Origin of the sequence: Methylocystis sp. H4A, assembly GCF_015709545.1 — a bacterium.
In the GTDB taxonomy this organism is placed as follows: Bacteria; Pseudomonadota; Alphaproteobacteria; order Rhizobiales; family Beijerinckiaceae; genus Methylocystis; species Methylocystis silviterrae.
In genome coordinates this window covers 1-13,830 of the sequence record NZ_JADNQY010000023.1, presented here as the reverse complement: position 1 = coordinate 13,830, position 13,830 = coordinate 1, and the positions used below count along the sequence as shown (strand labels likewise).

Annotated in this window: 17 protein-coding genes; 15 read left to right on the top strand and 2 right to left on the bottom strand. The window is 58.9% G+C overall.

Annotated features, from left to right (window positions below; translation table 11 throughout):
* Positions 1–482: 482 nt before the first annotated feature.
* The 14 genes from IYW40_RS09150 to IYW40_RS09085 all read left to right on the top strand — a co-directional run bounded on the left by IYW40_RS09150 (position 483) and on the right by IYW40_RS09085 (position 10,777).
* Positions 483–1,775, top strand: a complete 1,293-nt coding sequence (locus tag IYW40_RS09150) for a site-specific integrase (protein WP_196400365.1) — start codon at positions 483–485, stop codon at positions 1,773–1,775.
* A gap of 96 nt (positions 1,776–1,871) precedes the next feature.
* Complete coding sequence (locus tag IYW40_RS09145; protein WP_196400364.1) at positions 1,872–3,110, top strand: hypothetical protein; 1,239 nt, start codon at positions 1,872–1,874, stop codon at positions 3,108–3,110.
* A 68-nt stretch (positions 3,111–3,178) separates the two neighbouring features.
* The gene (locus IYW40_RS09140) at positions 3,179–3,409 is read left to right on the top strand and encodes a hypothetical protein (RefSeq protein WP_196400363.1); all 231 of its coding nucleotides are present in this window, start codon (positions 3,179–3,181) and stop codon (positions 3,407–3,409) included.
* A 263-nt stretch (positions 3,410–3,672) separates the two neighbouring features.
* Entirely contained in the window at positions 3,673–4,161 is a 489-nt protein-coding gene (locus IYW40_RS09135) for a hypothetical protein (protein ID WP_196400362.1), read from the top strand.
* Entirely contained in the window at positions 4,158–4,403 is a 246-nt protein-coding gene (locus IYW40_RS09130; protein ID WP_196400361.1) for a hypothetical protein, read from the top strand. Before IYW40_RS09135 ends, IYW40_RS09130 begins: the two co-directional genes overlap by 4 nt.
* A complete protein-coding gene (locus IYW40_RS09125; protein ID WP_196400360.1) occupies positions 4,400–5,590 on the top strand; it encodes an AAA family ATPase in 1,191 nt (396 codons plus the stop codon). The genes IYW40_RS09130 and IYW40_RS09125 overlap by 4 nt, the downstream gene beginning before the upstream one ends.
* 232 nt (positions 5,591–5,822) lie before the next feature.
* Positions 5,823–6,101, top strand: coding sequence for a hypothetical protein (locus IYW40_RS09120; protein ID WP_196400359.1), 279 nt, complete (start codon positions 5,823–5,825; stop codon positions 6,099–6,101).
* Positions 6,102–6,231: 130 nt separating this feature from the next.
* Complete coding sequence (locus IYW40_RS09115) at positions 6,232–6,840, top strand: hypothetical protein (RefSeq protein ID WP_196400358.1); 609 nt, start codon at positions 6,232–6,234, stop codon at positions 6,838–6,840.
* Positions 6,841–6,924: 84 nt separating this feature from the next.
* Positions 6,925–7,212 (top strand): hypothetical protein, encoded by a 288-nt coding sequence (locus tag IYW40_RS09110; RefSeq protein ID WP_196400357.1) that lies wholly within the window; start codon positions 6,925–6,927, stop codon positions 7,210–7,212.
* 36 nt (positions 7,213–7,248) lie between these two features.
* Positions 7,249–8,016, top strand: coding sequence for a hypothetical protein (locus tag IYW40_RS09105; RefSeq protein WP_196400356.1), 768 nt, complete (start codon positions 7,249–7,251; stop codon positions 8,014–8,016).
* A 97-nt stretch (positions 8,017–8,113) separates the two neighbouring features.
* Complete coding sequence (locus tag IYW40_RS09100) at positions 8,114–8,476, top strand: hypothetical protein (RefSeq protein WP_196400355.1); 363 nt, start codon at positions 8,114–8,116, stop codon at positions 8,474–8,476.
* Positions 8,477–8,551: 75 nt separating this feature from the next.
* Complete coding sequence (locus IYW40_RS09095; protein WP_196400354.1) at positions 8,552–8,929, top strand: hypothetical protein; 378 nt, start codon at positions 8,552–8,554, stop codon at positions 8,927–8,929.
* The gene (locus IYW40_RS09090) at positions 8,929–10,551 is read left to right on the top strand and encodes a hypothetical protein (protein ID WP_196400353.1); all 1,623 of its coding nucleotides are present in this window, start codon (positions 8,929–8,931) and stop codon (positions 10,549–10,551) included. Before IYW40_RS09095 ends, IYW40_RS09090 begins: the two co-directional genes overlap by 1 nt.
* A 1-nt stretch (position 10,552) precedes the next feature.
* Positions 10,553–10,777, top strand: coding sequence for a hypothetical protein (locus IYW40_RS09085; RefSeq protein ID WP_196400352.1), 225 nt, complete (start codon positions 10,553–10,555; stop codon positions 10,775–10,777).
* Between the two features lie 145 nt (positions 10,778–10,922).
* On the opposite strand, the gene IYW40_RS09080 is transcribed toward IYW40_RS09085, so the two are convergent.
* Positions 10,923–12,362, bottom strand: a complete 1,440-nt coding sequence (locus IYW40_RS09080) for a DUF4041 domain-containing protein (RefSeq protein ID WP_196400351.1) — start codon at positions 12,360–12,362, stop codon at positions 10,923–10,925.
* Between the two features lie 62 nt (positions 12,363–12,424).
* Positions 12,425–12,589, bottom strand: a complete 165-nt coding sequence (locus IYW40_RS09075; protein ID WP_196400350.1) for a hypothetical protein — start codon at positions 12,587–12,589, stop codon at positions 12,425–12,427.
* A 540-nt stretch (positions 12,590–13,129) separates the two neighbouring features.
* Here IYW40_RS09075 and IYW40_RS09070 point away from each other — a divergent pair.
* Positions 13,130–13,699, top strand: a complete 570-nt coding sequence (locus tag IYW40_RS09070) for a hypothetical protein (protein WP_196400349.1) — start codon at positions 13,130–13,132, stop codon at positions 13,697–13,699.
* Positions 13,700–13,830: the final 131 nt, after the last annotated feature.

The following is a 13,830-nucleotide window of genomic DNA, read 5'->3' as shown; positions in this document are numbered from 1 at the left end:
CAGCAAGCCAACGAGTAAGTTCTTCAAGGCAACGCCCATCGCGTGAGGGGGCGGGATCGTCACAGTTCCTGAACCGGCATTCGCCAGATGGGCTGATGTTTCGAGGTAAATCTGCTCCGACTAACGGGTTCTGGCAAGCTTGCTGCGCCGACGCCCTGCGGGTAGGCGAATGCCGCGCCGAGCGCCGAAACCCTGTGATGTGTGGGACTGCTTGTGGGACTAGCAAATATCGCTTTGCGCAACTATTTGAAATATTGTGGTCAAATCCAGATGACTGGTGCCGCTTGAGGGATTCGAACCCCAGACCCCCTCATTACGAATGAGAAAAACAACGTCGTTTTGCGCCTTCTCCTGCTTCCTATCATTATATAAGCGCTGAAAATCCGTGGCTGTCAACCGTCTCTTGCTTTCTCTTACATTCCTGGAATATATCTCAGTCGCTTATATAGCGCTTATATTTCATGCCGTGAGACGGTCGGGGGATGGCTCGTCAAAAGATCAGCAAGCGCACGGTCGACGCGCTCACATGGCGCCCGCCAGGGCCGCCGCAACAGTTCCTCTGGGACACGGCGTTGCTCGGCTTCGGCGTCTATGTGCTGGCCTCGGGCCAGAAGACCTACGTCTGCCAGTTCCGGCGTGACGGGCGCTCGCACCGCGTGAAGATCGGCCCGCATGGCCCGCTAACGCCCGAGCAAGCGCGCGCCGAGGCCGCGCGCATCCTGGGGCGCGTCGCTCACGGCGAAGACCCAGCGGCCGAAAAGCGCGTGCGCCGCGCCGCGCTGACCGTCAATGCAATCGCCGATGAATGGCTCGCCGAACATATCGAGCCGCTCCGGAAGCTGAACACCATCTCGGAATATCGGCGCATCGTCGACATTCATATCCGCCCGCGGCTTGGGCGGGCCATCATGCGCGATTTGAAGCGCGCGGACCTCGCCGCGCTCCGCGCCGAGCTGCGCGAGACACCAACCATGGCGAACAAGGCGCTTGCCGTCTTCGGAAGCCTTTGGGCTTACGCGGCTAAGACGGGCCATGTCGACGCCGACGCAAACCCCGTTCGGGGAGTAGAGCGCTATCGCGAACAAGCCCGCGAGCGCTTCCTGACGGTCGAAGAGCTGGCGCGCATTGGCGAGGCCCTGCGGCTTGCCGAGACGGAAGGCTTGCCGTGGGCCGTAGACGAAACGAAGCCGGGGGCGAAACACGCGCCGAGGGAATTGAACCGTCGACGCATTCTTGATCCTTTCGCCGTCGCCGCAATCCGGCTCTTAATCCTCACCGGCGCACGGCTGCGCGAGATATTGCACGCCCAATGGTCGCAAGTGGATTTACAGCGCGGAGTCATCTTTTTGCCGGACAGCAAGACGGGCAAGAAGCCGATCTATCTCTCGGCGGCCGCGCAGGCGGTCCTGGTGCGGCTGCCGCGTATCGAGAACAATCCGCATATCATCGTCGGCGGAAAAGACGGCGCGCCACGGGCAGACCTCAAGAAGCCTTGGGCGGCCGTTTGCGCAGCTGCCGGGCTCGAAGGCGTGCGACTTCATGACTTGCGCCATAGCTTCGCGAGTTTCGGGGCAGGGGCGTCGCTCGGCCTTCCGATCATTGGGAAGTTGCTCGGGCATTCACAGCCGCAGACGACGGCGCGCTACGCACATCTCGATCAGGAACCGTTGCGACGCGCCGTGGACGCGATCGGGGCGACGATCAGCGCGGCGATGGACGGGAAAGCGGGCGGCGACGTTGTGCCGTTGAAGAAACCACGGGGCAACGCCAAGTAACGAGCTGCGTAGGGATAGGGCGACGGCCCAACAAGGCGAGAATGCATCGCTTGCTTTCCCTACGCTCAATTTCGGTGCGCGCGAGATGCAGCGGTTATGAAAATTGCCGGCCCCCTTGATCCGCGTCCGTTGACTGCTCTTGCTTATGGCGCACCACCTTCCAAACAAGGGACGGAAGGATTCGTTGGGGGCGTGACCATAAGGGCAGGTTACTCCATCGCAGAAGCAGCTTCGCTGCTCGGTTATTCGAATGATGAATTGCAGTCATACATATCGTTCACGCGAATGGTGGAGTGCTTTGCGGCTTGGGGGACGACTAACGGTGAGAGTTGGCATCGCCCGATTAGACGGCGTCGTTGGCTCGAAGCTCACAATGTCGAGACGTCGGAATTAATCGAAAAAACGACCCGGGTTCATTGGCTAAATGTTCGGTTGATCCCGCCTATTGTCGCGCCAAATGTGCACGAGTTTGTTGATGGCCTGACGTTCAAGGAGGCCTTTTGGCGCATAGTAATTTCTGAGCCAGAAACGGGAGTCGCTTATAATGAAGCGCTCAGTGTCGCGCCAAGCGTGGGGAAATTCGTCAGGAGTCTCTGTATTTACGGACCAGATCATATACTGAAGATTCCTGGGACGCTGTCGGCGTCTTCGCTGTCGCCGTCCCTCCTTCCGCGGCAATGTTCGAATTACCTAAGCGCCGCTTGTGCAGAGGCGGAGGAGGAGGATGTTCGACTTGGCATTTATCCAAATTTAATAGGGCGAAACACGACCGTGCTGCTAGTGCTGTTGGGTGCCGGAGAAATTCTGTCCGCTGGCTTTTACAAGGGGGATACTCGGGAGCGAATTCCGATTGACCCCGTGCTGTGGACGCGCTCTGAGTATGCGATCGATCTTCGAAAAGGTGACCTCGTCAACGCAGAGACGGGCGAGACCGAATGGAGCGGGATCATGCTCCTCGCGCCAAAGATCGATGTCAATAATGGTGCTGAAGAGAATCATCAACGCCTGATGACTTATTCCGCGGTGCAAAAAATCAATGGTGCCGGCGGCGGCAAAAAAAGTGGAGCAGCAAGGAAAGAGAACAGGTCATGGGTGCCGCACGCGCGTGAACTGGCAGTCGCGATTACCGATCCTGAGAAACGCAAGAATAAGTCGACCCTGGCGAAGGAGATTTGTGACAGTTGGAAACTGGAAGAACCACCGTCGCCGACTACTCGAACACTTGAGAATTTTGTCGACGAGCTAATTGAGGATGGCGCGTTGGCGCCGTTCGATACGAAACGAAGCCGCTTCGCTTCCGAAACGAAGCCGCTTCAGCGTGGTGACACGCGCTAATTTAGTCGATTTATAGGATGCGGATTGCGAGACGTTCTCGCAACCTTCTAGAGAAGGATCGTCCGCAGATGAGCACGGTTGTGCGCTATCTTCGCCGACGCGCGGCGGCTGACTACCTCATTCGAAAATACGGCTTCGGCTCATATCAGACGCTCTGCAAGGGCGCCGTAACGGGCCTCGGCCCGGTCTACCAGCGCGCAGGTCGGATCGTCGTCTATACCGAGGAAGCTCTCGACCGCTGGGCGCAGAGCAAGCTCGGCGAGCCGCAGACCAGCACCTCCGACGCGAGGGCCGCGTGACGCATGGCCCACACAGCAAAGAACCCGGACGCGGGCGGCGTCCGGGCTCGGAATAGTGATCAGTCTGGCAAGGCGATCGCTTCTGAGAAAACCAAATCCGCTCCCGAAAATCAAGGGAAATCACTCCCGCCAAAGGCGACGCTCGTTCGCCGATGGCCAGGGCTGAAGGTCAATCGATTTTCAGGGCGCTGGCGCGACGACGCGACCGGCGCCAGGGGCGACAGCATCGAGTCGTTGCTGACCTTCCTCAGTGAGGGTGCGCAATGACGATGATCCTCGGAATCGACATTGGCGCGAAAGGCGCGCTGGCGCTGCTCTCGCCGACCGGCGAACTGATCGAAGTCGCCGACATGCCAATTCTGCGCGACGGCCCCGCCAATCGCGCGAATGTCAACGCGCCGCTTCTGGCAAGCGTCGTCTACCGCTGGCAGGCGTCGCAGGCTTTCGTTGAATATGTCGGCGCGCGGCCCAAGGAAGGCCCTACAGGGGCTTTTGCCTTCGGGAGGTCAAAGGGCGTCATCGAAGGCGTTTGCGCCGCCGCCGGACTTCCTGTGACCTTCTTGACCCCGCCGACGTGGAAGCGCCTTATCGGCATTCCGCCGGGCAAAGATGGCGCAAAGGACGCGGCCCGCTCGGAAGCCATCCGACGATGGCCCAGCAAGGCTGAGTTGTTCGCGCGCGTCAAAGACGATGGGCGCGCCGAAGCGGCGCTGATCGGGCTCGCCGGTATGATGCGGGAGGCGCGAAAATGAACGCGCCCGTGTCCTTTCCAATCCCGAGCGCCGCGCGACAGTGCCGCGCGCATATCGCCGAGCTTGCCGGCGTGATCGGCGCCAACGCCGAAATCATCGAACGCTACGCCGAGCTGGGCGACGATGTTGGGCTCGAATATCAATTGCGCCGCCTTGTCCTGCACGTGAAGGCCGCAACCGCAACATTCCGCGATCTTGCTGCAATCGAAAACGCGCGCCGAGCGGAAAGCGAGGCCGCATGAGCGATCGATCGCATGTCGACGAAGCCGTAGGCGAACGGCGCCGCGAAACGCGCCTGCGCCCGCCTGGCGCGAGCTATGAGCCTATTTACGACGACGCGCCACTGCCCGTTGAACCAACTGGCATATACGAGCCGCCAGGCGAGTTGATCCATGTCGCGAATGGACACGCCGCTCCAGTCGTCCCGCTCACATTCAAAACCGCCGCGACATTTGCCGGCGAATATGTGCCGCTCGCCTATACGATCGAACCGCTTATGCGGTCGGCATCGATCTATGCGCTCACAGCGCGCACCGGCGCTGGGAAAACAGGCTTTCTCGTCATCGCCATGCTGGCCGTTGCGACAGGGCGCGCAGACATTCTTGGCCGCGAAGTTCACCGCGGGCGCGTCGCCTATCTCGCCTGCGAAAATCCCGACGACATTCGCATGCGGCTCATGATCGCCGCCTATCTCCTAAACATCGATCTAAGCGCGCTCGGCGACGCCATCATCATTTTGGATCGCCGCGAGAAACCCGAGGCCGTTCACGCCGCCCTGGCAAAGCTCGCCGAGCAAGAGCCATTCGCACTCGTCATCGTCGATACGCTCGCGGCATTCTTTGATGGCGACAACATCAATGACGCGGTGCAGGGCGGGCAGTTCATGCGTCGCCTGCGACCGCTGACGCAGATCGCCGGCCAGCCGTCCGTTGTTGTGGCTGCGCACCCCGTCAAGAACGCTTCCGAAGATAATCTTGTGCCCTATGGCTCGGGCGCGATCCTCAACGAAATCGACGGCAATCTCACCCTCTGGAAAAAGCCAGATACCGGAATCGTATCGCTGCACTGGCAGGGCAAGCTGCGTGGCCTGGAGTTCGAGCCCGCGCCGTTCCGGTTCGAGGTGACAGGCTGCCCTGAAATCTTGGACGCCAAGGGCCGCGAGGTTCACCTGCCAACGATGCGACCGGCGTCCGAGCAATCAGCCGACGATCGAGAGCGCCAGGAAATGGACACCGACAAAGCGCTCTTGCAGGCCATGCTCGCCGAGCCGAACGCGACGCAACAGCAATGGGCGGATGCCATCGGCCGCGCCAAGAGCATCGTGAACAGGAAGCTGCAGAGGCTCTCTCGCGACAAGCTCGTGGAATCGACGCTTGGCAAGTGGAGTGTCACCCCAAGGGGCCAAAAGGCGCTGGAAAAAGCGGCATGAGGGACACCGAAATCCGTCGTTCGCACCCTGCGAACAAACTGCCTTTTTTGTTCGCACCATTCGCTGCAAACAAAGGTGCGAACGCGAACGCTTATAACCAATTGAAAAATGAAGCGTTCGCATGTGAACAACAGGCCGTTCGCAGCCCCTGCTTGTTCCGCTGTTCGCATCTCTCTCTCTCTAAGGAGAGAGATGCAGCGAACGGGGCGAACGCTCGATGGGGGAGAGTCGAGTGACGGCTCACCTTTCGACCCGCTTTCGCGTCGGCAAGAAATTTACCGTCGAGATGACTTTCAACGGCGCGATGATCCGCAGCGAGTGGTCGCCCGACATTCCCCGCCGGCTGAAGCAGAGCGAGATCGCCGAATATCGGCGCGGGCGCGACGCCTTCTTCGCTGAACTGGCGAAGGCACGAGGCATCAGCGTTATGGCCATTGAGCCGAGCGCGCGTGAAACGCGCTTGCATATCTTCCGCAACGACGACGCGGCTGAAACGCGAGGCCGCGCATGACAGGCATGAGCCGCACCCCTCTCGCGGGTCCTCCCGGCGATGCAGCCTATACGGGTAATGCGGGGGCTTGGGGGATCCGTAGGTGCAAGGGTCAAAAACGTGTTCGCGGAGATGAAAGGCGAGTCGAAAAATGAGCACTAAAGCAGCGCTGGAGGGTCTTAGTTTTCGCGAATTCGGGCGTCGTGACGGCTGCTCGGAAGCTTTGGTTCGGCGCAGGGTCCGGGCCGGCTATCTGCCGACGCTTCCGAACGGACGAATTTCGGCGGCCTATGTCGGGACGGCATGGCGCGCGAGCGCTAGCCCAGGCGCGAGGCCGGTTTCGAGTGTGCGCGGCGTCCGTCTCGAAAACGAGACGCCAGAAGAGGCCGCGGAGCGGATTGTTTTTCGCGAAGGTAGGGTTTTCGAAACAGAAGACGAGGCGAAGCGCCACAAGCAAAGTTTCCTCGCCCTGCTTCGCGAGCTTGAATACGACCGCAAGTCCGGATTTGTCGTCGAGATCGCAGATTCACTTCAGCAGCTTGTGGCTGAGTATTCGGTCCTTCGCACGCGCCTGCTAGCAATTCCCAATAAAGTTGCGCCGCGCGCTGCGCTGCTTTCAAGCCAAAAAGCGATCGAGGCTTTAGTCAAGAGCGCGGTCGACGAAGCGCTCGAGGCGCTGACGGCGGACAACTCGGAGCAAAATTCAGCCGTCGTCGCGGCCCGCGCTCGCGCGCGCAAAGCCTCCCGCAGCTCGAAATAGTCCGCAATGACGCCGGCCGCCCTTCTCCGCAAAGCCGAAGAGCACGAGTGTTGGGCCGCCGAGCTGCGTCGCCGCGCGGCTGAGATGGCGGCACAAGAGCGCGAGGATGCGATCGTCGCGGCGCTCGGCCTTTACGACGGCGAGTTGTGGACGCGGGCCAAGGCGCTCGCCGTCGACTTGAAGTCATACGCGGCGAATGGCTGGCGCCGCGAATTTGCTCTCGACGAACTGCCGGACAGCACTCCCTCGAAGCGGCGCGCGTGGCACAGGATTTTGCGCAGTCGCGGCGGCGAACCGATCGGCGATCGCCAGATGTTCAACATCGCCAAATTGAAATCAGGCGCGGTTGCGATTTCAACGGGCGACATGTGATTCTCAAATCACCGACAGAAAATGAGCGGGTGAAACATGGGTGTTTTTAGTTTTCTCCAGCCGCCAAAGAAGGGCGCGCCGGCGACACAGATTGCGGCGCTTGAAGAATCGCTCGACAAACTGCGCGGCGAGCACAAAAGCGTCCAGGCCATAGTTGAAAACCATGGCCAGAAACGCACCGAAATGTTGCTGTCGGATGCGAGCGACGCCGATATCGTCGAACTCGACAAGGCTGCCGATCTTGCGCGCATTCGCCTGGAGCGGCTCGAGCTTGCCGAATTGGAGCTGACCGATCGCCTTGAACGCGCGCGCGACAAGGACGCGCGCGATCGTGTCGCCAGCGAACACGAGCGCGCTGCCGCGGCTATCGAGGAAAAGGCAAAAGCCTTGGAAGGCCCAATCAATGCGCTCGCCGTCGCCTTCGCCGAACTTGTCAAAGCGATCCCGGCGGAGACTTTCTTACGGAAATATTCCGACCGCCACACGATGGCGCAACCGGCCAGTCCGGACGATGTTGCGCGGGCGATCCTCGGTAATGCGCTGTACGTCGCTGCACCGTCGATCTTTGAGACGCAGAAATGTCGCTCAGCATTTGCGCCCTATGGCGCGGGCGTCGAGCGCGCTCTCCATGTGAGCACGTTCAGCAATGGCTTGATGACGCCATACAACAAGGGGCTCATCGGCGAAGAGTGCGCCATTCATCCGGCCCCCGTCGCGGCCGATCAGCTTATCGTCGCGCCGCTTCGCGAGAGGGCCAGGACGTTGCGCGATGGCGTCGCCGAACGCCTGGAAGCGGCGGAATAAGTTACGTCGGCGTCGCTCATCCGCCGATGGTCGGGCGCGCCGGCTTTAGATGATCCTTTCGTCGGCGCGCCCCTTTCACAACAGAAGGAACCAATCGATGACGACGATAGACGACGATGCGATCGCAGCAGCCGCGCGCCTCGCTTGCTCCGAAGGGCAAGCCAAGAAAGCTGGCGCGCGCGCTGGATTACTCGGCGAGAGCACGCCGCAGGGCTTTGACCGCTGGCCTTCCAAGGCGAAAGCGGCTTATTGCGAGAGCTACGAGCGCGGACGCCATTGCCGCCGCGTCGCCGAGGGCAAGGAACGCATCGCCGCGGCCGCGCCGAGTATCCCGGCGTATGCGGCGACGCGAGAGCAGATCGCCGCAGAGTATCAGCGCCGCGCAGACCTTCAGCGCGAGTTTTTATCCGAGGCCGACTTCGTCGCCTACGTGATGGCCGAGCGTGGCGATCGGTCATAGAGGGTTCAATTCCGCAAGGCCGCCGAGCGTCGCTACTCCGACGATATCTGGCCGCTCTACTAAGGCTCGCGTGAAATGGCATCGATCGATCTCGGCAACGTCTGGAATACCGCTCATTGGTCGCCAACCCCGCTCGACCTAACAGACCTCGCCGCCGTTCACGATCTGACGACAGCGATATTCCTTGCGCAAGTTCGCGAAACGCTCGGCTCAACTGTTGTGCTGTTCGAATGGAAGACTGGCGGCTCTTTGGTGACGCCGACGAATTCCATCGTCTACGACAATACTGAGAAAACTCTCGCGCTCAATTCGCTGTCTCCCGCGTCGCTTTCCGCCTTCCCCGCCGGCGGGAATTTCTGGTTGGAAATCGGCTTCTATCTCGCCGCTGCGCCGACAGACTTTCGCAGGATCGGAACTGGGCCATTCCCGGTCAATAATGGAGTTGTGCGCTGATGGGCGTGAAGCTTTACACCGCGCCGAACAGCGCGATCACCGGCGTCGATGTGCTCGCGAAAGTCACGCAGCAGGTGAATGCTGCAGCTCAAATTGTTTCTTTAGTTAGCCGATCACCACTTATTGCAACGCCAAATGGTCCTGTGCTATCGCCAACTGGCGGAGAAACATTGACGGCTTTTGGCCACCCAATTGTTATCCAAGATATTGCTTATTATTATTATATGTATCTCCACGGAACGTCGTGGGCGATCGGTCGCGCTTATAGCACCGATGGGTCGCTTGACTGCCAAGCCGGCCTCACCAAGGACGCGGCGAATAACCCGATCCTCGTTAAGGGCGCAGCTGGAACTTGGTATGATTATGGCGTCGGCGTTCCTGTGCCATTTCACGACCCGACCGACGGATCAATCAAGATGTTCTTCCGGGGATCAAAGACCACCGGAGAGGACCGCGCTGGGCTGGCCGTGCTCGACAGCGACGGGCTTAACCCGGCTCTGGTTCCTAGCACAGTTGCGGGCGTCACGGGCGACGGTTGCGTAATAGATCGCGGCTTCCTTCCAGGCGGGACCGAGGACATTGAAGCTTACGGCATTATATTGGATCGCAGCACTGGCATTTGGTATGTGTCAATAGACGAGCCCGGCGGCGTCAACCGGGGCACCGGGGTTGCTTACGGAACCGATCTCTCGAACCTGACCAAATACGCCTCTAACCCACTGTGGACCGGCGGTCGATATTGCCGGTTCATGTTCAAATATGGCGGCAAATATTATAGCCTTCTGTCGCACTACATCGGCGGCGGCGTCGGCGGCACGAGCACGTCTTCCGAGGTTGAGCTGTGGGAGTGTGATGACCTTCTGTTTTCCCCATCCAACCCGAAGCGGAGAAATTTAGGAAACGCGGTTTCTGCATCCGGGGATACGGGGATTGCCGACGGCACCAACTGGCTGGCCTTCGGGCAAGACACGCCGGCTCTTTGGACTGATGATGTTTATCGTGACACCTTTGAGCTTACAAATGATGATCTGGTGTTGTTCCTCTCCGGGAGCCCAACATCAAGTCACGCCAACTTTTATACCGGCGTTTTGGTTTCATCACATAGCGCTATCGGGCTCGCGCAGCCTCAGCAGGCAGGGCTTGCGCCGCATGGCTTCAACGTCCTCGGGAAGCTCGGCGTTGGTAGGCTCGCGCCTGAATATTCCATCGATGTTACCGGGGCAAGCGCAGAGACAAATATCCTGACTCTTGCCGCCGTGGAGCCTATTCAAAGGCTCAAGAACACTAACGCAACAGTCGGCAACTACGAGGGCATCGTTTTTACAAACTCGAGTGACTTCGTCGTCGCGGCGATTTTCGGCATCAACCAAGCGGGTGGGACGGGCGATCTTGCGTTAGTGACGCGCTCAGCGACGCGCAATGAGGTCATGCGACTGACGGCCGGACAAAATATCGGCATCAGAACTTCAACATTCGGAACTAGCGCGCTTGGAGTCATCGGCATTGCAAATGGCACAGCGCCGTCAACGTCACCGGCCAATATGGGCCAGCTCTATGTTGAGGCCGGCGCGCTGAAATATCGTGGGTCGAGCGGCACGATCACTCAACTGGGGGCGGCATAAAATGGGCGACTGTTCGCGGGATGGCATTTCTGTTGTGTTCAGTAAAGAGGAGATTGCAGTGGCAATTTCCTTATTCGATATCGCAGTGAAGGCGCACATCTGGAGTGCGGGGCTGTCCGGCGCGCAGTTGATGGACAATGCTTTGCACCTCGCACAGAGATTCGAAGGCGCCATTAAGGAGGCTGAAAAGCCAAAGACATTTGTGAAAGCCGCTGATCGCGATTGAGCACATAGCCGGGGGGATTATAAATGCTTCGCTTGGTTTATCCCTTACGTCTCCCGCAGTGCTTCGCGGCGGATGGCCGAAATCGAGGCCAGCGGGCAGGGGAGCGCTTAGGGTAAGCAGCGGCGCTCCACGCAGGGATAATTGTTCAAATTGCATCGGGACATGAATTAGGAGATTGCTCCGCCAACGCGAGAAGCGTCGCGCTACGTTTCGCCAGCGTTTCTCTGTAGTCCTGTGCTTCAATGTCCATGAAGAACGATGCTTCCGGCGCAAGCTTCCTCACGGCCGACTCAACGTCCTCCAATTTGGCTCGGAAGAACTCCTTCCGATAGTTTCGGACGTTAACGCGTGACGGTTCAAATTCGGTATGCAGCGATCTTTCAAGAGACGGCGCGTCGTCACTATAAATGATTGCGTGGACGTCAAAAACGAACGGGACACTGGCGTCACCAAGTTCACGAATTCGGTCGGCGGGATCAAGACGCCGCGTCAGGCCGATTTTTATGACGTCCTCTCCGAACGATCCTATGTTGGAGATGATGTAAACATAACCGGAGCGCGTTTTTTCGGCCATTGCTTGAGCCCGAACCACCCGAGCATGCGCCTCAGCGAGATCCCGCTCGAGCATCGCAATTTGATCGTGGAACGCGTCGAGTTGCGTTCCAACGATGCTCCTAGCCTCAGCCTTGGCCTTTTCGAGAAGCTTTTTGTAGCGTGCTTCTTCCTCTTCTGCGTCTTCGACGTCGTTGAGCAATTTCTGCTCTTCGCGCGCCAATCTCGCTGCTTCGGCGCGCTCCTCGCGCTCTGCCTTTAGTTTCTCGCGACGCTCGTGAGTTAGATACAACTCCAGCAGCTTGAGTTGAGCATATTCAGGACTGATGGAGATTGCATTTGAGGCGTTTAAATTATCGATTTTAGTTTGAGCGTTCAGTATTCGCTTTTCCATCGCATTGACATTGTTCCACCGGGCGTTCGCAATTGCCGCGTCGCACTCATTGTTGAAAGCGCGCAGCGTGAGGCGGATGTTTCGATTGGTCATCGTTTGACCTTTTGATGCGCTGCCGTCCACAGCCCACGTGGTAGCGCAAGTTACAGCAATCTTGGCAGACACCATGAGCTTTTGCTCTTCACGGTTCGCCAATATGGCTTTCTTGTAATCCTCGCTGTCCGTGTAGTCGAAGTGCGGCTCGTATATGCCCATCTCCGCAAACGCTAATTTCTCGTCGAAAATGGCAACCTGCTGAACTAGCTGATCGTAAACTGCGCGTCGGTCGAGATACGATGAGCGCAGCGATTCGATTTCCGACTCTCGACGCTTCACCTCGCCATCAAGGCGCTCGATTTCTGAGTCGAGATCTGTGATAGGCTTCAGTCGAGCCACGATATTCTCGATCCGAGAGGTGAACCGATCAGTCTCTGTGCGACGTAGTCTTTTCGCGCTAGAAAGTTTGATCGCCAAATACACAAGCAAGCAGGTGATGGCGATTGTCAGCGCTCCTAGACCAATGGAGACATATTGCCATGTTTGCAATGCTCCACCCTGAAGTGCTGCGCGCGATAAAAAATGATCGATGCTAATACGCATCTTAGTTCGCCATCAGCTTGTTGCGCCCGCACGGAACGACTGCGGAGCGACCCGGAGGTTCATCAGGCGTGTTTCGCGAGACGGGCGGCGGCGCCAATCGTCGCCCCCAAGAATGCTCCCACTGCGCTTCCGATCACGCCGAACAGTGAACCAACCAAGGCGCCAACCGCTGCGCCGACTGCGGCCCCGGAAATGGCGGAAATCTCGCTCTCGGTGCGTGCTGTCATCGGTCATTCTCCCGGTTGAATAAAAAGGGCGCAGTCGTCACAATCCCAGATCATAGGCGGGCGGCAATGGTAAGCAACCGCATGACGTTCGGGAATAAGCCGTCGTGACGCAGCTCGCAGCCCCGTTTGCCTCGGCGCGCTTCAGAACTATTTGACCGGCGTCGCCCATTGTAGCGACGTTTGCAGCGACCTCGCCCGCGGTTCACAGCCTCGGGCCTTTTTTCAGGTTCACGCCCAAGGTCCCGCTGCTCAGACCTTGCAAATGGAGCGTCGCCGCTCGGACGTGCGCTTGCGCGGCTTTTTTGGTCTTGCGTGGCCTTGGCGCTATCGTCCCGCCTATGTGCGGACGCTTCACGCAGCATCTGTCCTGGAAGAGCTTTTCTCCGGGGCTCCGTTAGCGGTTGGCCTTGTCGAAGGCTTCAAGCGGGGGCATGCTGATATTTGATACGCCGACCACAGGGCAAATGACCGCTCAGATGGGCAAGGGCGCACACAGAGGCCGGCTTCGATTCAAGAGTACTGAGCTTCGGGAGGAACTCCATGGAATCGAATGAAACGACTGCGCTCGAACAGTCTCGCGAATTTACCGAAGTCGTAGGCCTGTTCGACTCGCTTGATAAGCTGCAATCCGCCATTGACTATTTGATGACTCATGGATTCGATCGATCCGAAATCAGCCTGCTCACCGAAGACGCGAAGACGCGCGAAAAGATTGGATCGAAACGCTCGGTCGAAATCGAGGACAGCGATGAAGCTCCTCGCATTTCCTACATCGAAGCCGAGTCGCTTAATGAAGGCAAAGCTGCGCTCATCGGCCTGCTCTTCTATGTTGGCGCCATTGCTGGCGCGATCGCCGTTTGGACCGTCTACGGAAGTTTCGCCGAGGCGATCGTTGCGGGCATTGGCGCTGGTATGGCCGCCAGCCTGGTTGGCGTGGGCGTCGGCGCATTCGTTCGACGTCGTCAGCGCAATTGGGTGCAGGCGCAATTAGCGCGCGGCGGGCTGTTGCTGTGGGCGCGAACCCGGACCGAAGAACATGAACGCGCCGCCATGTCTGCCATGCAGAACAATGGAGGCCACGACGTGCATGTTCATAGGCTGGCGGCATAGGCCTGACGATCCAGACTGATCGCTGCTGACCCTGTTACACCTAATGAAACTCAAATTCTCCGGCGGGTGAGGGGTATTTCTATCGACGCTCATGAACGCATTAACGCCGACAAAGCTCGTCGAATGTCCCT